We start from the raw sequence: 19,233 nt of genomic DNA on the forward strand, positions 1-19,233 counted from the left end.
GGACTCTGATGGAAAACCACGAGCCGTTTTTACGCGAGGCGATTGCACTCTCGAAATCCGCGGTCGAAAACGGCGACGAACCGTTTGGCTCGGTGCTGGTGAAGGACGGCGAAGTCATCCTGCGCGCCGAAAACAGCGTCTTCACCGGCCACGATATGACCAACCACGCCGAGATGAACCTGGTCAAACTGGCGGCGCAGCACTACGACACTGCTTTTCTCGCCGGCTGCACGCTTTACACCAGCACGGAGCCGTGCGCGATGTGCTCTGGGGCGATTTACTGGTCGGGCATCGGGCGCATGGTGTTTGCCTGCTCCGAAACGCGGCTTGGCGAGATCGCCGGGATCGGGTTGAACGTGCCGAGCCGGGCGGTGTTGCAAACCGGCGCGCGCATCGTCACTGTGGTTGGCCCGACGAACCTCGAAGAAGAAGCCGCCAAAGTTCATCAGGAATTCTGGCCGAAGCATCTGGGCAAGGCTTAGAGCGCCGCGCGTCCTTTCGGACGCACAAAGGACGCTCTAACACTTTCAATCCTCGCATCGGCTCACATCAATAGGTCCCGGGCCTAGCTGGTTATCCGAGGTGCGCTGACGATCTTCAGGAACAAGGCCTCCATGGCCTCTTCAATACCTTCGGTGGGACTGACCGCGAAATAGAAGCCGGGGGTTGCGCATTCTTCCATTTTCGCGGCGATTTTGGTCTCGAAAGGCTTTACCCAGTCATTATAAAAGCCGTTGTCGGGCAAGGGCAGATAGGTCGTATAAAGGACGGCGACTTTGATGCCGCGATCCTTGAGCTTCTTGCAATAGCTCGTGTCGATCGGTTCGATGCATCGTCCACCGTTTGCCCCTTTCGGGCTGGTGCAGCCGGTCGGCTTATAGCTATCCCCAACACCGTCAGCGACGAAAAATACGATCTTCTGGCGATCGGCATTGCTGGTGCCCTTACCGATGGCGCCCTTGATTTCGCTTTCGATGCCTTTCAACGCTTCGTCAAAACTCGTCTGCTGGTCGTTGTAGTAGTTCTGAAAAGGAATGCTCATAAGATTTATCATGTCCGTCGCGACTGCTACGGCGCCAAGATCATAGTCGAGGTCGGAGACCTTAAAGAGCTTCGCGGCTTTGGCGTCCTGGGCCGTCTTGCCGAACGTATAGGCAGCGACCCGGAATTGGCTTGCCATGGACTGCGTGTCCTTTGCCTTTGCCATCAAGGCTTTGACGGCCGCTGCGACCACGTCGATACGAATGGTCACGCCGTTTTTGCGAGCGACATTGTAGTAGCTTTTCTTATCCTCTACGCCCTTTTCAGAAACGATGTGGCATGCGAATGCGCAGTTTTTATCTTTGCCGCCATCGTGGCCGTTAGCTGTCGCATTTTTCATGGCGGTTATGTCAGCAGCGGTGGCCCCAACGCCCATCGATGGCGTGTTATCCAACAGCATGAAGAAATCCATGTAGGACGGCGTCTCATACTGGGCTGTTGCCGTCCCGGAAACGGTGATCTGATGAAATCCCATCACCTGCATGAAGGTCGTGGGCATCGTCGCGCTAAAGGATACGGTGGAGCTGAGAACACCGCCCTTTTTCTGAACGCTGATGTCGACGTTAACGGGCACGTCCTGTTTTTTTGACGTCTGTGAAAAGAAAATCTTCTGGGCTTCGGATTTTCCGAGCGTCAGCGCCCCATCGCCGGACATCGTGTTTGCTTGCTTTGCTGCTTCCGAAGCCGGCGTAATGGATCCGACCGCCGCCGCGTCCGCAGCGGCATAGAGTTCGGTGCGAAGCGACAGGGCGCTGCCAAAATCAATGGCTGTACCCGCCGCACCGAACAGCGGGACGACGAGCAGCGCCGTCATGATTCCGAAGTTGCCGGATCGGTCAACGATGAAACGATGCAACATACAAAGGCTGCCTTCCCGGTATCCGTATTAATGGTTGCGCCACAAGAAAATTGCCATAATCGCGATCAATAACAGCGGAACTTAAACCAAAGGCAAATACGTATGGTTGTGTTCTAACTAAATCGCTGAAGAATTCGCGGTCGCAATGATGAGATAGCCGGCGGCGATCTCTGCCAGAGACATGCTCGGCGGACGACGCTATCGGACTCCACCCTCCGTCTTCCTGAGGCTTGACCCGAGGATCCACGTCGACCTCTATCAGCCGCGGGCAGCCAGTTGCTGCCAAACTTGCCGCCGGCGCAGCGGATGGTGTGTGTCGAGTAGCCAGGGATAACGGAGTTGAGTTGCGGACATCCCTATATGCTGATGCGGAGTGTCGTCGAAATGGGAAGGCGCAAAGGTGACCATGAAAAACCGTAGCAAACCGCGCCCGGGAAAACACACCGCCGATACTCCAGCGGTCGACGCGTTCACCCGGAGCGCGCTCGAATCGGATCTGACGTGGCTGCCGGATATGATGGCGGTTGGAAAGTCACCGCTTACCGCTGATGCCTATATAGAGGCCTATCTCGCAGATCCCGACGAATGGTATTGGACGACACTTTTGCTGCATGATCCGAGCGAGATCGTCTTGAAGCGAGTGCTCGCTATTATCGAGCAAGCCCAATTGCCTCGCCACGAAAAAGCTCTCGGTCAATTGGGCGTCGGCCCGCTCGAAGACATGATGTCGGAAGAGTTGCTGGATCGTCTGCAACATTGGCTGCCCTTCACGCCGGCCATGCGCCATGCGCTCGGTCTGGTTCGAATGTCCAGCGAACCTCTTGTCTTGCAACAGCGACTGAAGGCGATGCTCTCGCGGTAGTGCCTCTGCGGGCGGCGGGCATGGATTCCAGGCTCAAGGCCTGGAATGACGGAAAATGGGGCGTTGCCGGCGAATTCCCTTCCGGCGCAGCGGATGGCGCGTCGCGATCAGGAAGTGCGCAATTACGCTCTTATTTCGCCGCACGTTGCTGTATTTGCCGAAGAGCTCACCCCTTGCTCCGTCTTCCTCGGGCTTGACCCGAGGACCACGCGGGTCTCCATCAGCGGCGAGCATGGATCCCAGGCTCGAGGCCTGGGATGACGGAGGGCGGGGCGCGGTTTTGTCAAATTGCCAGCGGCGCGCTCCGAGCTCGGACTTTAGTTCGAGAGGTAGTTTCGAAGAAATATGCGAACGCTGCGGATGGACTTTTCGGCGGCGTCCGGATTGTATTTTTCGATGTGACCCAACACCTTCCTTCCCACCTTAAACTCCGGCGCATCGAAATCGTGGTAAGTACCCTTGTAGATATTGAGCTCGATGGGCGGGCTATCGTCACTCAGATTGGCAAGCCTCTTCCGGCATCGGTCGGCCGGGCTCCAATTGTCTCGTTCGCCAGTCAAAATCAGGATCGGCACCGTCGCATCGCCCTGAGTTGCCGCGCAGCGGGGATAGTAGGCAACCGCTGCCTGGAATTTGTGGTCCATCAGCTGTTCGTTGCCTTCGATTTTTGTTCCCTCCAGCGTCGCCGTGCCGCCGGTTGAAAAGCCCATCAAGGCAACGCGCCTGATATCGACAAAGCTTTGTTTCGATAAAAAATTCAAAGCGCCATAGGCGTCGAAGACGCGATCGGGGAGATGGCTTTGACAGGTGTCCTTGACGTTGCGGGTGGTGAAGCTATCGACGACGAGCACGACGTAGCCCCATGAGACCAGTCGTTTTGGCCAAAGGTCTTTGACGCTCAGACGCATACCCTCGCATCCATGCAGGACGACAACCGCCGGGAAGGGACCATCACCCCGGGGGCGGGATAGATATCCGAGCAGTGGTGTACCTTGCGGTTGAGAAAGAATTTCTCCCTGTTCTCTAGCCTTGCTTATTCGAAATGGGCTTAGCTTTACGGGCGCGCTTTCGAAGTGAACCAGTTCGTCGGCATCAGCCGGGTTTCCAGCGAAGGTGACGCTGAGAAAAGCGACGAGGCAAAGAAAAAGTCTCGTGTTTTTCACTGAACTTCTCCACCGTTTGACCAACAGCCTGCGCATTGTACGCCGGACCTGAAGGCTCGCAAAGCGGCGAGGCGTTCTGCCGCCGATTGGGCCGGGTTGAGTCGACTTTAAACCGGCGCATGACCTGCGATCAAAAGCCCTTGATCACCCCCTGGCACATCCATTATGACTACCGTAAATTCAGGCTGCGAGATTTGTTCGTAGCCGCCACCTCCGACAGGAACTCCAGCCTTTCAGCTCTTTGTCGAGTGGCCACTGCGATGCCCGGATCGCTGCGCCATGATCTCTGCCGCATCCTCGACCAAGGCTCTGACAATGGCAGACGCCGGTAGAATCTCACGCACCAGTCCGACGGACTCGCCAGCGTAAATGGCGAAGTCGTCGATATCCCCCTGACCGCCGCTGAGCAGGCTGGGGAACGAGTAGCGCCGTACGGGTTTGCCGTCGGGTGTGCGTCCGATCTCGTCGCCCTCCCCAGGTCTCGAACCCGACTTGGGGCGCCCCGCCGCTTCCCATACTTCGACTGCGCGGTTCCGCAGCACGCGACTCGGTGCGTCCGGCCAGCCCCCGTCAAAAAGAGTGGTCTCGATCGTCTCACTCGCGGCAGCTTCGATGAGGCGGCGCTTGTAATCGGCGTGGCAGGCCGCTTCAGTCGAGGCAAGAAACCGTGTGCCGATCCACACGCCTGATGCGCCCAGCATGAGGGCCGCTGTAAGACCTCGACCATCGGCAATTCCACCAGCGGCGAGAACAGGCACCTTGCCGGCGACATCGGCCACAAGCGGTACGAGCACCATCGTCGATAGCCGACTCCAAACGTGCCCGCCGGCCTCATTGCCCTGCGCAACCAGAATATCCACACCGAGATCAATCGATCGACGCGCCTCTTCCTGAGTTCCGACGGTGTGGACGACCAGCGCACCTGCGGCTTTTGCTCGATCCACGTAGGGCGCGATGTCACCCCAGAAGAAAGAGATGATCCGAGCGCCGGCCGAAAGCGCGGCATCCATCCGCTGGTGCTGATCCCATTCAAGGGCGAAGTTGGCGAGGAAGGGACCGTCATTGGTAAGCTGCCGCACGGCACCAACGAGCTCTTCGATGCGCTCCGGGCTGTCCCAACTGAAACCAAGCCCGCCGAGGCCGCCGGCGTTGGTCACTGCTGCGGCAAGTTCCGGTTGAGAGGCACGCCCCATCGGGGCCGATACGATTGGGTGGCGAATACCGAGCAAGCGAGTAAACGGAGTGGTAATTGGTCCGTCGGCATCCATGAGGGTGCTTCCTTTTCTGAACGCGCTTGTTGATTGGGCGTCTGAGAGCGGTCATCCCGGCTGTCCGCAGGATCTGCGAAGACAGGAGAATGCAACGCCTTTCGAACGCTAGATAAGCTCGTTGGAGAATGCGGCTGAAGGCCTGTCTATATGCAATGGCTCTAACTTAACATGCTGCTTGCGAGTGAACCAGCTCAAGCGTTCTTCACAATTTGCCGAGTTCGATTCCAACGAGGGCTTGACCCGAGGATCCACGCTGGTCTCCATTGGCAGCGGGCATGGATCCCAGGCTCAAGGCCTGGGATGACGGAGGTTGGGGAAGCGTCCGCCAAACTCCCCACCGGCGCACGAACTGCGCACGACCCCGACCGGCCCTTGATCACCCCCTGGCACATCCGTTATGGCTACCGTAAATCCAGGCTGCGAAATTTGAATCAAGAGGGAATGTCGACCAAGTCGGCGGCACCCTCCGATAGTACGCGCCATTCGCCAAGGCTTGAGAGCCGGCCAGCGTCACTGAGCGACGATCGCGGGTTTGCCACAAAGCTCACCCCTTGCTCCGTCCTCCTCGGGCTTGACCCGAGGATCCACGCCGGCCTCCATCAGCAACGGGCATGGATCCCAGGCTCAAGGCCTGGGATGACGGAGGATGGGGCGTGTGTTTTGCCAAACTCGCCAGAGGGCCGATGGCATTCTGACGCCCGCTTGGTCGGGCAGGCTAGATTCCAGACCAACCCGCGACCTACAATCAATCCTTGATCACCCCCCGGCAAATCAGTTAAGACTACCGTAAATCCAAGCTGCGAAATTTGAATCCAGACGGTGATGTCGACCAAGTCGGCGCCGCCCTCCGATCGGTGTGTCTGCCACCGTCCGGCCAGCTTCCCCAGATCATCATTGATCCCCCATCTTCTTCCGCCTGACCTCTCATCTTCGATCACATTGGGATCGGGCCGGGTAGCGCTCGCCTCTCACAAGGAGAACTGTAATGGACCCTTCGATTGCTCCGGCCTCGCGGGCGGCAGTGGTGACTCCGAACGATACTGCCATCGTCGGTGCGCGCGCGCTTTATATCGGCACGGCGGGCGATGTTGCCATTGCGCCGCGCCGGGACATGGATCCTGTCATCTTCAGAAACGTGCCGGCCGGGATGATCCTGCCGGTTCACGCTGCCATTGTGGCGCTGACCGGGACTACGGCCTCCAATATCGTCGCACTGTTCTAGAACCCTCCAGAAGGCGGGCCATATGGGCAGACCGACGAAGTTCACCCAGGCGATTGCCGACAGGATTTGCGAGCGCATCGCCAACAGGGAAAGCTTGCGGTCGATCTGCCGGGATGAAGAGATGCCGGCGATGTCGAGTGTGCTGTCCTGGCTCGCCGATGGCGACAAGGCCGGTTTTCGGGCCAAATACGCCCTGGCGCGCGAGATTCAGGCGGATGGTTTTGTCGACGAGATGGTCGAGATTGCCGATGACCGCGCAGACGACTGGATCGAAAAGAAGAACGCCGCCGGCGAGACCACGGGCTGGCAGGAGAATGGCGAAGCCATAAGGCGGTCGCAGCTCCGCATCGCCACCAGGCAATGGGTCGCCGAGAAGCTGAGGCCGAAGAAATACGGTTCCAAGGTCGAGCCCGACCATGGCGTCGTCAATGGCGAGGTTTCGCAGTTGCTGGAAGATATCAATGGCAAGACGCGCGGACTTCCAAACGGCAATTGACCAGTTTTCCGACTGGCGCTGGCGTCTGAACAACCTTTATTGGATCACCGACAAATCGGGCAAACGCGTCAGGTTCGAGATGAACTGGACGCAGATGACCTTTTTCGAGCAGATGCATTACCTCAATGTGCTGCTGAAAGCCCGCCAGCTGGGTCTCACGACCTTCATTCAGATCTTCATGCTCGATGCCTGCGTCTTCAACCGGGATATCCGCGCCGGCACCATCGCCCATACGCTGGGCGACGTGCAGACGATCTTCCGGGATAAGATCAAGTACCCCTATGACAATCTGCCGGATGGTATCCGCAACGCCGTGCCTGTCGTCAGAGCCAACCAGACCGAACTGCTGCTTGGCAACAATTCGAGCATTCGTGTCGGCACCTCGCTGCGCTCGGGAACGCTGCAATATCTGCATATCTCCGAATATGGGAAGCTTTGCGCGAAATATCCCGACAAGGCGAGGGAAGTCCGCACCGGAGCTTTGAATACCGTGCAGGCCGGCCAGCTGGTCTTCGTCGAAAGCACGGCGGAAGGCCAGGAAGGGCATTTCTACACGCTCTGCGAAGATGGCCAGGTCAAGCAGCGCCAGGCGGCGAAACTGACCGAACTGGATTTCAAGTTCCATTTCTTCCCCTGGTGGAAGGAGCCGCAATATGCGATCGCGCCTCAAGGCGTCATCATCACCGATGCTTTCGCAAAGTATTTCCGCAATCTGGCCGACCAGGGCATCGCGCTGACGGACCGGCAGAAGGCCTGGTACGTCAAGAAGGCCGAAACCCAGCTCGGCGACATGAAGCGCGAATATCCCTCGACACCGGCCGAAGCGTTCGAAGCGAGCGTCGAGGGCGCCTATTACGCCGATCAGATGGCGGTGGCCGATGCCGAAGAGCGCATTGGGGTTTTCCCGCATGTCGAAGGTTATCCCGTCCATACCATTTCCGACATCGGCATGGATGATACCAACAGCGTCTGGCTGTTTCAGGTGCTGCCCGGCCGTGTGCGGATGATCGGTTATTTCGAGCATACCGGCACCGGCATGGACGGCATGCTCGACGAGCTGGAGCGGCGCGCCGAAGAACATGGCTATGTCTACGGCGTGCACAACATGCCGCACGACATCAAGGTCAGGGAATGGACACGCGGCGGCATGACCCGCATCGAAGTCATGCTGAGAGAGGTCAAGGCCCGCGATCTCGGCACCGTCCGCAAGATCGAGCGCGCTTATGTCCATGACCGCATCAACGGCACCAGGCGCATTCTGGCAAAGATCGAGTTCGATCAGGCCGGCTGCATCCAGGGCATCAAATGCCTGAGGAATTACCGCAAGGATTGGGACGAGGATTTGAGCGTCTTCCGCGACGAGCCCCTGCACAACTGGGCCTCGCACGGTGCCGACGCTTTCGGCGGTCTGGCGATCATCTTCACCGGATTGGCGCCGGAACCGCTGAAGTCGCAAGTGAAGAGCCTTCCGACCTTCCAGACGATGACCTTCAACGAATTTGCCGACTCCACCCCTGCATATAGCGAGCGTGTTTGATGGAAGACGAAACAACGGCTTTGGAGGGCGGGCAGCAATGGGACCTGGCAAAGGTCGGCGCCCGTTGGCAGCAGGAGCTCGAGCGCGCCCAGCGCTATTTCAAATCCTGGCATGACCGCTGCGTCAAGATCGAGAAGATCTATCTCGACCAGCAGTCCGACCAGACGAATGCGGCCAAGCGCCGGTTTCCGATGCTTTGGGCCAACACTTCGGTGCTGCAGCCGGCCGTCTATGCCCGGGTGCCGCAGCCCGTCGTCGAGCGCCGCTTCAAGGACGCCCAGCCGGTGGCGCGCATGGCCTCCGAGCTCGTCGAACGCAACCTCGCCTATATGGGCGACGAAGCCGATATCGATTCCATCATGCGGGCGGTGCGCGATGATTTCCTGCTCTGCGCCCGCGGCACGGTGTGGCTGCGCTACGAAGCCGATTTCGAGCCGATAGACATGGGCGTCCAACCTTCCGACGCGCCGGCGAATGGTGGCTTACCCGAGGGTCTCCCCACTGGCTTGCCCGCGGGTTTGCCCGGCGGCATGAGCGAGGATGGCGGAGCGCCCCCCGAGGCGATCAGCGACGAGCGTGTATGCATCGATTATGTCCACTGGTCGGATTTCCTGCATTCGCCGGCCCGCCGCTGGAAGGATGTGACATGGGTCGCACGCCGCGTGCCGATGACCGACGAGGAGTTGGAGAAACGGTTCGGCCCTGACGCCATGACATCGCTCCAGGCGCAAGGTGCCGGCAGCAACAAGGGCACCAATCAGACGGAGCGCGCCGAGAACGAGGGCAAGACCCATGTCTGGGAGATCTGGTGCAAGAGCGAAAACTATACGCTGTGGATCGCCGACGGCGCGCCGGTGGCGCTCGAAGTGTCGGAACCGCCGCTCGATCTGACGCATTTCTGGCCTTGCCCGCGCCCGGCCTATGGCACGATGTCGACGAGCTCGCTCATCCCGGTTCCCGACTATGTCTATTATCAGCAGCAATGCGACGAGATCGATCTGTTAACGAAGCGCGTCAACAAGCTGACCGATCAGCTGCGCCTGAAAGTGTTTTATCCCTCCGGCGACGGCGCGATCTCGCCGGCGATCGAGAAGGCGATGCGGCCGGAAAACGACACGGTCATGGTGCCGATCCCGGAATGGGCTGCTTTCACCGACAAGGGCGGCTCGAAAGCCATCGTAACGCTGCCGATCGACGAGGTGCAGAAGGTCATCATTGCCTGCATCCAGGCCCGCAAGCAACTGATCGAGGACGTCTACCAGATCACCGGCATCTCCGACATCGTCCGCGGCGATACCCAGGCGTCGGAGACGGCGACGGCGCAGCGCATCAAGAGCCAATGGGGCTCAATCCGCATCCGCGACCGCCAATCCGAGCTTGCCCGTTTCGCCCGCGATATCATCCGGCTCGCTGGTGAAATCATCTGCGACCAGTTTCAGCCGGAAACGCTGATGCTGGTCAGCGGCATCAAGCTTCCCACCATGGCCGAAAAGCAGCAGGTCCAAATGCAGATGCAGCAGATGCAGATGGCGGCACAGCAGGGGGCAATGCGTGCAGAGCAGACGGGCCAGCCCGCACCGCCGCCGCCGCAGATGCCGCCGCAACTTGAGCAGATGATGCAGCAGCCGACGATCGACGAGGTCGTGCAGTTGCTCCGCAATGACAGCATTCGCGGCTTCCAGATCGACATCGAAACGGATTCGACGATCGAGCCCGACGAAGACGCCGAAAAGCAGCGCCGCATGGAATTCGTGCAGATGATCGGCGGCTTCCTGCAGCAGGTCGGCGCCATGGCGCAGCAGAACCCGATGCTGGTGCCCGTGATGGTCGAGACGCTGCTCTTTGCCGCCCGCGGCTTCAGGGCCGGCCGCCAGCTGGAAAGCACGCTGGAGCAGGTCGGCGCCCAGCTCTCCGAGGCCGCCACCGCGCCAAAACCGCCGCCGGAGCCACCGGCCGAGCAGATGATCAAGCTGAAAACGGCTGAAGTGAAAGCGGGTGCGGAACAGCGCAAAGCCGAGCTTGGTGTGGCGCAAGCCGAGATCGAGCATCGCGCCGTGGTCGAGCAGGCGCGCGGCGAGGCGGCGGCGCAGGCCTTGCAGCAGTTCCAGGCGCAGCAGCCCGCCTATCAGTGAACGGAGCGAAAGCATGAGAGAACGCTATTGCCGCGTCTGCGGCGGCTGGCACCAACTCGACAAGTGGCCGCACAACTGCATGCCGGCGCAAAACCTCGCGCAGTCGGATCTGCCGGCGCCGCATTTCATCAGCGACAGCATCGATATCCAGTCGATGCATGACGGCCGACATTACACCTCGAAAGCCAAGCTGCGCTCCGCCTACCGGGCGGCCGGCGTAGTCGAGATCGGCAACGAAAAGCCGCAGCCTATCGAGACGCCGAAGACGGATCGAAAGGCGATCCGAAACGAATTGCGGCGAGTTCACGCCGAATACAACGCCTAGAGCCAACCGCTCTAACCTTTTGTTTTTACGGGCATCAATCCCCGACAAAGGAAGTTTCCCACATGGACATGGAAGACCTGAACGAGGCCGGCAACGGCAGCGAAGATTTTTGCGCGTTCGACGAGCAGCCGGTCAGCATCCGCGACAGCCTGAAGGCGGCGATCGACACCGTCGAAGGCAATGGACCGGGCGATATCACCGGCCAACCGCGCGACGGGGAAAACGGCCGCTTCCTCGCCAAGGGGCAGGAGCAAGCGGCCACAGCGGCGAGGGCAGGCCAGGCGCCCGCGGCAAACGCCGCTCAACAGACGCCCCAAGCACAGAACCAGATGCAGACCCGTGAACAGCCCGCAGCCATCGGCAGCCGGGTTCCGCCCGGCTGGTCGGCGGAAGCCAAGGCGCAATTTGCAAGCCTTCCCGGGGAGGTGCAGGCGGCCATTACCAAGCGGGAACAGGAGGTCGATAACGGCTTCCGCGTCCTGCAGGATTACAAGGGGCTCGAGGAGTTCACGCCGCTCATCCGCCAGGCCGGCATGACGCATGCCGATGTCATGCGCCGGGCGATCGACTGGGAAAAGGCGCTCATCCACGATCCCGTCAACACCGTCGTTCACGTCGCCAGGATGGCCGGGGTCAATCTTCACGCCCTGGTCAATGGCCAGATGGATCACGTCCTGCAGCGGAGTTCGCAGCAGGCCGGACCACAGCAAGGAGGACCGCAGCCGCGACACGTCAATGTCGAGGCGACGGTCGAACATGTTCTGCGGAAAAGGGACACCGAAACTCAAGTCGATGCCTTCCTTTCCGACCCGGCAAACGCGCACGCCGATGACGTGCTTGATGACATGATCGCCCTTATCAACGCAGGGCGGGCATCATCGCTTCAGGACGCCTACGATGCCGCATGCTGGATGCGCCCGGACATTCGCCGGCAGTTGATCAGCCAGACTGCGCAGGCACCCGTCCGAGAACAGCAAGCCCAGAGGGCAGCAGCGGCAGATCAAGCCCGCCGCGCCTCGCGATCCATCTCTGGATCTTCCGCGCCGGGGCCGACCCGCGATGCGGCAAGAGGCCAGCCCACCTCCATCCGAGACTCGCTGCGCGACGCCATGCGCTTTTCGCGCGGTCAAGTCTGATCAAAGGAATGATCAATGCCCATCTCGCCCAACCTCTCTGAAATCGTGACCACGACGCTGCGTAACCGCAGCGGCACGGTCGCCGACGACGTGACGAAGAACAACGGTCTTCTCACCCGTCTGAACAGCCGTGGCCGCAAGAAGCCCATCTCCGGCGGCCGCACCATCGTCCAGGAACTGCAGTACCAGGAAAACAGCACCTTCAAGCGCTATTCCGGCTACGATATCCTGAATGTGCAGCCCTCGGACGTCATCACCGCTGCCGAATACGATCTCAAGCAGGCCGCGGTCGCCGTCTCGATGTCCGGCCTCGAACAGCTGCAGAACTCCGGCGAGGATGCGATCCTCGATCTGCTCGAGCAGCGCATCGAGAATGCCGAAACGACGCTGAAGAACAACATCGCCCTCGACTGCTATTCCGATGGCACCGCCGATGGCGGGCGTCAGATCGGCGGGTTGCAGCTGTTGGTCTCGACCTCGCCGACCTCGGGCACCGTCGGCGGCATTTCGCGCGCCACCTGGGGTTTCTGGCGCAACCAGAAATTCTCGGCCTCGGCCGATGGCGGTGCGGCTGCCTCGAATGCCAACATCCAGAGCTACATGAACCGGCTCTACATGTCCTGCGTTCGCGGTTCCGACGCGCCTGATCTGGTTGTCGCCGACAACAACTTCTTCCGCCTCTACTGGGAATCGCTGCAGGCAATCCAGCGCATCACCTCGGCGGACAAGGGCATGGCCGGCTTCCAGTCGCTGCAGTACATGGGCGCCGACGTGATCTTCGACGGCGGCTTCGGCGGCGGTGCGCCGCTCAACCAGATGTTCTTCCTGAACACCAAATACCTGTTCTACCGCCCGCACCGCGACCGCGACATGGCCCCGATCGGCGACGAGCGCATGAACACCAACCAGGATGCCTTCGTGCAGCTCATGGGCTTCGCCGGCAACCTCACCATGAACAACGCCTTCCTGCAGGGCGTGTTGTTCGCCTGATCGTCAACGAAAGGAAAAGCAAATGTCGGTCGCTTCAATCCAGTCCGATCGTCTTGGCGCGAACCCGTTCGTCGTCGAAGGCCCGATCGTTTCCGGCTCCGGTATTCCGGGCCCGAACTTCTCCCTCGGCGCCGTCGCCGGCGGAGACCGCGAATCCGAATGGGTCTATTGCCAGCTGGTGCTGGCCTCGCAGACGACCCTTCAGCCCGGCCAGTGGTTCCAGTGGACCAGGGATTATGTCGCCTCGCTGCTGACCACGGCGGCTGCCGTCGTCGGCCAGCGCTGCGGCGTCTTTTCGGGTGCTGCCCAGCCTCCGACGCTGACCGGCGGGCCGGTCGGTGCCATCACGCTTGCACCGGGCACCTATTACGTCTGGCTGCAGCGCAATGGCCAGGCGCCGGCATTGGTCGCAACCGCAACGGCGGCCCTCGTCGTTGCCGAAACCACGACCACGGCGGGCCAGGCAAGCGCCCCGGCATCCGCCACGGCAACGACCAAGGCCATCGCCAACGTCAACTTCGCGGCGGCCAACCAGACGTTCACGGCAACTACCGTCAACGGTTCCAACCTGCTGACGAGCCTTTCCGGTCTGAATGCCGGTTCCGGTCCGTTCATCGGGGCGGCCGTTGCCGGCACCGGGATTGCCGGCGGCACGACCATCTCGGGCATCGCCTACAACCCGAGCGGCGTCGTCCAGAGCATCACCCTCTCGGCCAATGCCACCGCCAACGGCTCGGGCATCACCATCACCGCGACGGGTGTGCTCGAGGCGACGCTGATGCGTCCGTTCCTGTCGAAGGTGAACTAAACCCAGCATCGACGGGCGCTTTGGCGCCCGTTTCGTCGACCTCTCCATACGCGGCCTGCCCCTCATCCAGTTCGTGCCGATGGCTGCCCCTCACCCTAACCCTCTCCCCGTAAAAACGGGGAGAGGGGACGTGCCAAACGCAACGTCGAGATTGACGAAGCCGGCGCGGCATATCCCCTTCTCCCCGCCTGCGGGGAGAAGGTGGGGGCAGCCGGATGAGGGGCAGTCGGCGATCTCCTGCGTCGATGACGACGCCGAGTATTGTTTGTCACCAATCACGCCCGAGGCGCTTCGACGCCCGTTCCCATTTCCCCGCCATCAACAGCGAGACAACACCATGCCCGACAGCAACACCGGAATTTATGCCTCTTTCAGCCTCGAACCGGTCGAACAGACCTTTCTGACGGAGAAGGAGGGCCGGCCGATTTTCGCCGACAAGGAATTCGTTCGCATCTTCATCTCCGGCGACAAGCACACCGAAGTCTATCGCGAGGTGACCGACAATGACAAACAGCGCTTTTCCGATGCCTATAAGCGTTTCAAGGAAGGCGCTGCCGCCCGCGAGCAGCTGACCGGCACGCCGCTGGCGCAATGGCCCTATCTCAAGCCCAGCCAGATCAAGGAGCTGGAAGCGGTCAACATCTATACCGTCGAGCAGCTCGCCGCCCTCTCCGACACCGTCAAGCAGAAGATCGGCATGGGGGCGAACGAGCTCGTCGCCGCCGCCCGGGCCTATCTGGCCACCGCCGAGAATTCGAGTGCTGCCTCGGCCTTTGCCGCCGAAAACGAGCGGCTGAAGGGCGAGGTCACCCGCCTGCAGGAGCAGATGAGGGAGATGGCTTCCCGCTTCGAGACTCTCGAAAACGAACGTCAAGGCGGGGCCAAATCCCGCGGCCGCGTCGCCGCCTGAACCGGAGATCCCGCGCATGTCGCTCTTGACCATCATTCAGAATGTCTGCGCGGAAATCGACCTCGATCCGCCGACGGCTGTCATGTCCTCGGCGGATCCGCAGATCATGCAGCTGCGCATCCTCTCCACCCGAGCCGGCCGCGACCTGATGCGCGAGCATGACTGGTCGACGCTGATGGTGCAGCGGCAATTCACAACGACGGGCGCCAACCCGGAACCGGCCGAGCCGCCCGCTGACTGGGACCGTTTCGCCGCCAATTCGAAGATCTGGAATGCCTCGCGCCTCTGGCAGCTGAATGGCCCGGTGGAGCCGCAGACCTGGCAGCGCAACAGGATCATCAATTCGAACCCGGTGCCGCAGATCTGGCGCATGGCCGGCGGCAGGCTCGACATCCACCCGAACGCTGCAGGCGAGACGATGGCTTACGAGTATATTTCCGGCTTCTGGGTGGCGCTGAACGGCGAGGCGACCTATGCCGCCAATTGGGCGAACGATACCGATACGGCCCGTTTTCCCGAAGACCTTCTCGAACTTTCGCTGATCTGGCGCTGGAAGCGGGCCAAGGGCCTCGATTATGGCGAGGAGATCGCCAGTTTCGAGCGATCCAAGGAAGCCGCGATCGGCGCCGATCGCGCCGCAGCGCCCGTCGACCTCTCGCTGCCGGGCAGGGGGCAGGCGCCTGAGAATTATTGGCCCGGCACGATCACGGTGTCCAACCCATGACCCGCAGACCTGTCCCTCAAAATGGGCGCACCGGCCGCGTTTCACCAGGCAAAGACTGGATCGCGCCGATCGGCGGCTGGCGAACCGATGTCGAGATGGCGGATATGCCCGCCGATGCGGCGTTTCAGCTCGACAATTTCTTTCCCGAAGCAAACCGGGTGCGCGCCCGCTATGGCTTCCTCGCTTTCGCCACCGGGCTTGGCGCCGATGTGCAGACGGTCATTGCCTATTCGGGCGTCGGCAACAGGCTGTTTGCCGCCGCCGGAGACAAGATCTTCGACGTCACGGCGGGTGGCGCCGCCGGTGCGCCCGTCGTCTCCGGCATGGCCAGCGCCCACTGGTCGGTGCAGCAATATACCAACCCGGCCGGCCAGGAGTTTTTGCGCCTCGTCAACGGCCTCGACACGCCGCTGCTCTTCAACGGTACCACCTGGACGAATAATTTTCTGGTGGGCACGGCAACGCTCGCCACCCAGAACGTCGCCGTCAGGAACACGCCCTATACGCTGAGCTTCTTCGGCACCGGCTCGGTCACCCTTTCCGGCGCCTTCACCGGCACGCTGAACGGCACGGGCGTCGCCAACCGGGTGACGCTCACCTTCACGCCGGCGGCCGGCACGCTTGTCGTCACCGTCTCGGGAACGGTCACCAATGCGCAGCTTGAGACGGGCGCGGTCGCCACAGCTTACGTTCCTTCGACGATGATTACGGGTATTCCGGACGCCTCGCTGCTGATCGCCGTCACCGCCTATCGTTCGCGTCTCTGGTTCATCGAGAAGAATTCGACCAATGTCTGGTATCTCGCCACCGATGCCGTCAGCGGCACGGCGACGGTTCTGCCGGTCGGCGGCAACATGAAATATGGCGGCACGCTGATTGCGATCAACGTCTGGACCATCCCTGTTTCGACAGGCCTGCAGCAGTGCCTGGTGCTGATCTCCTCGGAAGGCGAGGTGATCGTTTTCCAGGGTTCCGATCCCTCGAGTGCTTCCAATTGGGGCCTGATCGGCACCTTCAAGCTCGGCCGGCCGCTCGGCACCGATCGATGCCTGCTGTCGGTCGGCGCCGATCTGGCGATCATGACCACCGACGGCATCGTGCCGATCACCAAGGCCGTGCAGCTCGACCGGGGTGCGACCAGTCTCGGCGCGATCACCGCCAAGATCGGCCCGACCTGGCGCGAGACCGTTGCGGCGACCGGCACGACCTCTGAGGAGTGGCAGCTTTCGAGCTTCCCGGCCAGGCAGATGGCGATCGTCAATCTGCCGTCCTCCTTCGGTCCCTATCAATATGTGATGAACACCGAAACTGGGGCCTGGTGCCGCTTCGTCGGCATGCCGGCCTCCTGCTGGGCGACCTGGCAGGACCGGTTGTTCTTCGGCGCGGGCGACGGCACGGTTTATGAGGCCGAGGTCGGCGCCAACGACAATGGCATGGCGATCGACGCGCTGATGGTCGGCGCCTGGAGCCGCTATGGCGACGGGCTCTCGACCAAGCTCTCGAAGCTGATCGGGGTGACGGCGCAGATCGGGGTTTCCACGCTGATGTATGCCGGGATCTCGGTGGACTATCAGACCAAGATTCCCAACGCGCTTTTGTCGTCGATCGAGAACAATACGGCGGCGAAGTGGGGAACGGCGGTCTGGGGCGTGTCGAAATTTCCGGGCATTTCGCTTGTCCGCAAATTCGCCTCCGCCGGCGGCGCCGGTTCGGCCTTGGCGCCGACGATCCGGGCGCTGATCTCGGGCTCGTCCGGCTCCGTCTCGGAAGCGGCCGTGGTCGGCGGCTCGGTGCTTTACGAAAAGGGCGCGCCGATTTGATCGTCTCCGAACCGCGCGAGCAGATCGCGGCCTGGGTCGGCAACAGGATCGGGGTCACCTTTCACCCGCCTTACACGACGCTTGCCCATATCGACCGCGGCCGGATCATCGCCGGCTTCGTCTTCAACGTCTGGACCGAGCATGACGTCGAAGTTTCGCTTGCCGCCGATCGGCTGACACTGACGCTGATGCGATCGGTCTTTCGCTATGTCGTGCATCAGCTCGGCTGCCGCCGCGCAACCGCAAGGACCCGCGCCGACAATGCCGAATCCCAGAAGGTTCTGGCAAGACTCGGTGCACGCCTGGAAGGTTGCCAGCAGGCCTATTTCGGCGACTGCGACGCGCTGCTTTACGCAATCATGAAAGAGGATTTTCCCTATGGTCTCCACGCCGAAGGCCCCAAAGGCGCCTGATCCGACACAGACCGCAGCGGCGCAGACGGCCACCAACGTCGACACCGCCATTGCCAATGCTGGCCTCAGCCACACCAACCAATACACGCCGGATGGTTCGCTGGAATACAAGGTCAGCGGCTACCAGACGATGACCGACCAGAACGGTAAGACCTATCGGCTGCCCACCTATTCGGCCTATCAGACCTATTCGCCCGGGAACCAGGCGATCTACGACCAGACGCAGCAGACGCAGCTCGGCCTTGCCAAGCTCGCCAACGACCAGACCGGCAAGATTTCGGGCGTGCTCGGCACCAATGTCGATCTCAGCGCCGGCAATGTCGACAAATATGTCAACGATCATTGGCGGTCCGGCTTCAACAACCAGTGGGACCGCGATCAGGCGAGCCTCGATCAGAGCCTTGCCGACAAGGGCATCTCGATGGGCTCGGCCGCCTATGACAATGCGCTGAGCGATTTTTCGACGCGCAAGCAGGCCGCATCCGACCAGTATCTCGGCGACATGTATTCGAATGCCCAGAACTCGATCCTGACCGAACGAAACCAGCCGCTGAACGAGATTTCGGCACTGATGTCGGGCTCGCAGGTCCACCAGCCGAGCTATGTCAACACGCCGACGACGCAACTGCCGACTGTGGATCAGGCTGGGCTGATCAACGAGAATTTCAATCAGAAGATGGGTCTCTACAACCAGCAGCTCGCCCAGTCGAACGCCGCAATGGGCGGTCTGTTTGGTCTTGGCGGCTCGCTGCTCGGCGGCTGGGCGAAATCCGACCGTCGGCTGAAGGAAAACATCAAACGCGTCGGCACGCTGGATAACGGCCTGGCGGTCTATGCCTTCCGGTACAAGGAGGGCGGCCCGACCCAGATCGGCCTGATGTCCGACGATGTGCGCACGATGCATCCGGACGCGGTGTTCGAACACGCAGACGGTTTCGACCGCGTCGATTACGGAAGGGCGGTGGGCTGATGGCATATATCTTCGGCGGCGATACAGGCAAGACACAGGGCGAGGTCAGCGACCAGCGCAATCGGCTGGCCTACGCGATGTTGCAGCAGGGCATGGATACGAGCCCGGTCCAATCGCCATGGCAGGGCGCGGCGCGGCTTGCGCAGGCGCTGATGGGCGGGCTGGATATCAGGCAGCAGAATGAGGAGCAGCGGGCGGGGAGGGCCGAGACTCCCGCCGGGCCGATGGGCGCGCCTTCAACTCCGCCGGCGAAGTTTCCCGGCTTCCTGCCGTCGATCTCGGCGGCAAGCGCAGTGTTCCCTGACAACTCATGAGCCTTCGTTGCCGTCTTGGGGCGCCAGCATCCCACTCGCGGTTCAGCAGCCATCTTCAACCCCAAATCCGATGAGCGGACCGAGGCTAGCCGCTTCTGAAGGCCATTGCCAACGCGAATGTCCCACCGCGGCAGCGCGCGATGGCGATGCAATTCTGCAAGCGCTGAAGAAGCCGGCGGTCCGCTCCGACCCGTCCTAAAGCTGAGGCAGATCTCCAAGCTGCTGTTCGGAAGCCATGTC

Annotated in this window: 19 protein-coding genes; 16 read left to right on the top strand and 3 right to left on the bottom strand. The window is 61.3% G+C overall.

The window, feature by feature from the left end; translation table 11 throughout:
* Positions 1-8 precede the first annotated feature (8 nt).
* Positions 9-482, top strand: a complete 474-nt coding sequence (locus tag G9X67_RS16990) for a nucleoside deaminase (protein WP_171599260.1) — start codon at positions 9-11, stop codon at positions 480-482.
* A gap of 83 nt (positions 483-565) precedes the next feature.
* Here G9X67_RS16990 and G9X67_RS16995 read toward each other — a convergent pair whose 3' ends face one another.
* Complete coding sequence (locus G9X67_RS16995) at positions 566-1,900, bottom strand: TadE/TadG family type IV pilus assembly protein (protein ID WP_138328668.1); 1,335 nt, start codon at positions 1,898-1,900, stop codon at positions 566-568.
* A 406-nt stretch (positions 1,901-2,306) separates the two neighbouring features.
* On the opposite strand from G9X67_RS16995, the gene G9X67_RS17000 reads away from it, so the two are divergent.
* The gene (locus tag G9X67_RS17000) at positions 2,307-2,762 is read left to right on the top strand and encodes a hypothetical protein (RefSeq protein ID WP_171599499.1); all 456 of its coding nucleotides are present in this window, start codon (positions 2,307-2,309) and stop codon (positions 2,760-2,762) included.
* A gap of 317 nt (positions 2,763-3,079) precedes the next feature.
* Here the strand turns inward: G9X67_RS17000 and G9X67_RS17005 are convergent, their stop codons facing one another.
* Together G9X67_RS17005 and G9X67_RS17010 are read right to left on the bottom strand one after the other, a co-directional pair.
* Entirely contained in the window at positions 3,080-3,961 is an 882-nt protein-coding gene (locus G9X67_RS17005; protein WP_171599261.1) for a dienelactone hydrolase family protein, read from the bottom strand.
* 197 nt (positions 3,962-4,158) lie between these two features.
* Complete coding sequence (locus G9X67_RS17010) at positions 4,159-5,193, bottom strand: nitronate monooxygenase (protein ID WP_171599262.1); 1,035 nt, start codon at positions 5,191-5,193, stop codon at positions 4,159-4,161.
* 988 nt (positions 5,194-6,181) lie between these two features.
* Between G9X67_RS17010 and G9X67_RS17015 the strand changes: the two genes are divergently transcribed.
* From G9X67_RS17015 to G9X67_RS17080, 14 genes are all read left to right on the top strand, one after another.
* A complete protein-coding gene (locus G9X67_RS17015; protein WP_171599263.1) occupies positions 6,182-6,418 on the top strand; it encodes a hypothetical protein in 237 nt (78 codons plus the stop codon).
* Positions 6,419-6,440: 22 nt separating this feature from the next.
* Positions 6,441-6,914 carry a terminase small subunit protein gene (locus tag G9X67_RS17020; protein ID WP_171599264.1) on the top strand — a complete coding sequence of 158 codons (474 nt, stop codon included), beginning with the start codon at positions 6,441-6,443 and terminating at the stop codon, positions 6,912-6,914.
* A complete protein-coding gene (locus tag G9X67_RS17025; protein WP_171599265.1) occupies positions 6,880-8,451 on the top strand; it encodes a terminase in 1,572 nt (523 codons plus the stop codon). Before G9X67_RS17020 ends, G9X67_RS17025 begins: the two co-directional genes overlap by 35 nt.
* Positions 8,451-10,583, top strand: coding sequence for a hypothetical protein (locus G9X67_RS17030; protein ID WP_171599266.1), 2,133 nt, complete (start codon positions 8,451-8,453; stop codon positions 10,581-10,583). The genes G9X67_RS17025 and G9X67_RS17030 overlap by 1 nt, the downstream gene beginning before the upstream one ends.
* A gap of 13 nt (positions 10,584-10,596) precedes the next feature.
* Entirely contained in the window at positions 10,597-10,908 is a 312-nt protein-coding gene (locus tag G9X67_RS17035) for a hypothetical protein (protein WP_171599267.1), read from the top strand.
* 62 nt (positions 10,909-10,970) lie between these two features.
* Positions 10,971-12,044, top strand: a complete 1,074-nt coding sequence (locus tag G9X67_RS17040; RefSeq protein ID WP_171599268.1) for a hypothetical protein — start codon at positions 10,971-10,973, stop codon at positions 12,042-12,044.
* A gap of 15 nt (positions 12,045-12,059) precedes the next feature.
* Complete coding sequence (locus G9X67_RS17045; protein ID WP_018068848.1) at positions 12,060-13,034, top strand: phage major capsid protein; 975 nt, start codon at positions 12,060-12,062, stop codon at positions 13,032-13,034.
* A 22-nt stretch (positions 13,035-13,056) separates the two neighbouring features.
* Entirely contained in the window at positions 13,057-13,842 is a 786-nt protein-coding gene (locus G9X67_RS17050) for a hypothetical protein (protein WP_171599269.1), read from the top strand.
* Positions 13,843-14,179: 337 nt separating this feature from the next.
* Positions 14,180-14,752: a hypothetical protein gene (locus G9X67_RS17055; protein WP_138388029.1), complete on the top strand. Its 573-nt coding sequence runs from the start codon at positions 14,180-14,182 to the stop codon at positions 14,750-14,752.
* A gap of 16 nt (positions 14,753-14,768) precedes the next feature.
* Entirely contained in the window at positions 14,769-15,476 is a 708-nt protein-coding gene (locus G9X67_RS17060; RefSeq protein WP_171599270.1) for a hypothetical protein, read from the top strand.
* On the top strand, positions 15,473-17,296 hold the full coding sequence (locus G9X67_RS17065) for a hypothetical protein (RefSeq protein WP_171599271.1): 1,824 nt from the start codon (positions 15,473-15,475) through the stop codon (positions 17,294-17,296). The genes G9X67_RS17060 and G9X67_RS17065 overlap by 4 nt, the downstream gene beginning before the upstream one ends.
* Positions 17,293-17,709: a GNAT family protein gene (locus G9X67_RS17070; protein WP_171599272.1), complete on the top strand. Its 417-nt coding sequence runs from the start codon at positions 17,293-17,295 to the stop codon at positions 17,707-17,709. Before G9X67_RS17065 ends, G9X67_RS17070 begins: the two co-directional genes overlap by 4 nt.
* Complete coding sequence (locus G9X67_RS17075) at positions 17,675-18,679, top strand: tail fiber domain-containing protein (RefSeq protein WP_138387836.1); 1,005 nt, start codon at positions 17,675-17,677, stop codon at positions 18,677-18,679. Before G9X67_RS17070 ends, G9X67_RS17075 begins: the two co-directional genes overlap by 35 nt.
* A complete protein-coding gene (locus tag G9X67_RS17080; protein WP_171599273.1) occupies positions 18,679-18,993 on the top strand; it encodes a hypothetical protein in 315 nt (104 codons plus the stop codon). Before G9X67_RS17075 ends, G9X67_RS17080 begins: the two co-directional genes overlap by 1 nt.
* Positions 18,994-19,233 lie beyond the last annotated feature (240 nt).

It is taken from the genome of Rhizobium sp. WYCCWR 11152 (genome assembly GCF_013087615.1).
GTDB lineage: Bacteria > Pseudomonadota > Alphaproteobacteria > Rhizobiales > Rhizobiaceae > Rhizobium > Rhizobium indicum.

What these genes read in the sequence shown, in the direction of transcription:
- G9X67_RS17050 (WP_171599269.1), top strand. Translation starts at nt 13,057, where the DNA reads ATGTCGGTCGCTTCAATCCAGTCCGATCGTCTTGGCGCGAACCCGTTC.
- G9X67_RS17015 (WP_171599263.1), top strand. Translation starts at nt 6,182, where the DNA reads ATGGACCCTTCGATTGCTCCGGCCTCGCGGGCGGCAGTGGTGACTCCG.
- G9X67_RS17035 (WP_171599267.1), top strand. Translation starts at nt 10,597, where the DNA reads ATGAGAGAACGCTATTGCCGCGTCTGCGGCGGCTGGCACCAACTCGAC.
- G9X67_RS17060 (WP_171599270.1), top strand. Translation starts at nt 14,769, where the DNA reads ATGTCGCTCTTGACCATCATTCAGAATGTCTGCGCGGAAATCGACCTC.
- G9X67_RS17010 (WP_171599262.1), bottom strand. Translation starts at nt 5,193, where the DNA reads ATGGATGCCGACGGACCAATTACCACTCCGTTTACTCGCTTGCTCGGT.
- G9X67_RS17020 (WP_171599264.1), top strand. Translation starts at nt 6,441, where the DNA reads ATGGGCAGACCGACGAAGTTCACCCAGGCGATTGCCGACAGGATTTGC.
- G9X67_RS17055 (WP_138388029.1), top strand. Translation starts at nt 14,180, where the DNA reads ATGCCCGACAGCAACACCGGAATTTATGCCTCTTTCAGCCTCGAACCG.
- G9X67_RS17080 (WP_171599273.1), top strand. Translation starts at nt 18,679, where the DNA reads ATGGCATATATCTTCGGCGGCGATACAGGCAAGACACAGGGCGAGGTC.
- G9X67_RS17030 (WP_171599266.1), top strand. Translation starts at nt 8,451, where the DNA reads ATGGAAGACGAAACAACGGCTTTGGAGGGCGGGCAGCAATGGGACCTG.
- G9X67_RS16995 (WP_138328668.1), bottom strand. Translation starts at nt 1,900, where the DNA reads ATGTTGCATCGTTTCATCGTTGACCGATCCGGCAACTTCGGAATCATG.
- G9X67_RS17025 (WP_171599265.1), top strand. Translation starts at nt 6,880, where the DNA reads ATGGCAAGACGCGCGGACTTCCAAACGGCAATTGACCAGTTTTCCGAC.
- G9X67_RS17005 (WP_171599261.1), bottom strand. Translation starts at nt 3,961, where the DNA reads ATGCGCAGGCTGTTGGTCAAACGGTGGAGAAGTTCAGTGAAAAACACG.
- G9X67_RS17075 (WP_138387836.1), top strand. Translation starts at nt 17,675, where the DNA reads ATGGTCTCCACGCCGAAGGCCCCAAAGGCGCCTGATCCGACACAGACC.
- G9X67_RS17000 (WP_171599499.1), top strand. Translation starts at nt 2,307, where the DNA reads ATGAAAAACCGTAGCAAACCGCGCCCGGGAAAACACACCGCCGATACT.
- G9X67_RS16990 (WP_171599260.1), top strand. Translation starts at nt 9, where the DNA reads ATGGAAAACCACGAGCCGTTTTTACGCGAGGCGATTGCACTCTCGAAA.
- G9X67_RS17065 (WP_171599271.1), top strand. Translation starts at nt 15,473, where the DNA reads ATGACCCGCAGACCTGTCCCTCAAAATGGGCGCACCGGCCGCGTTTCA.
- G9X67_RS17040 (WP_171599268.1), top strand. Translation starts at nt 10,971, where the DNA reads ATGGACATGGAAGACCTGAACGAGGCCGGCAACGGCAGCGAAGATTTT.
- G9X67_RS17045 (WP_018068848.1), top strand. Translation starts at nt 12,060, where the DNA reads ATGCCCATCTCGCCCAACCTCTCTGAAATCGTGACCACGACGCTGCGT.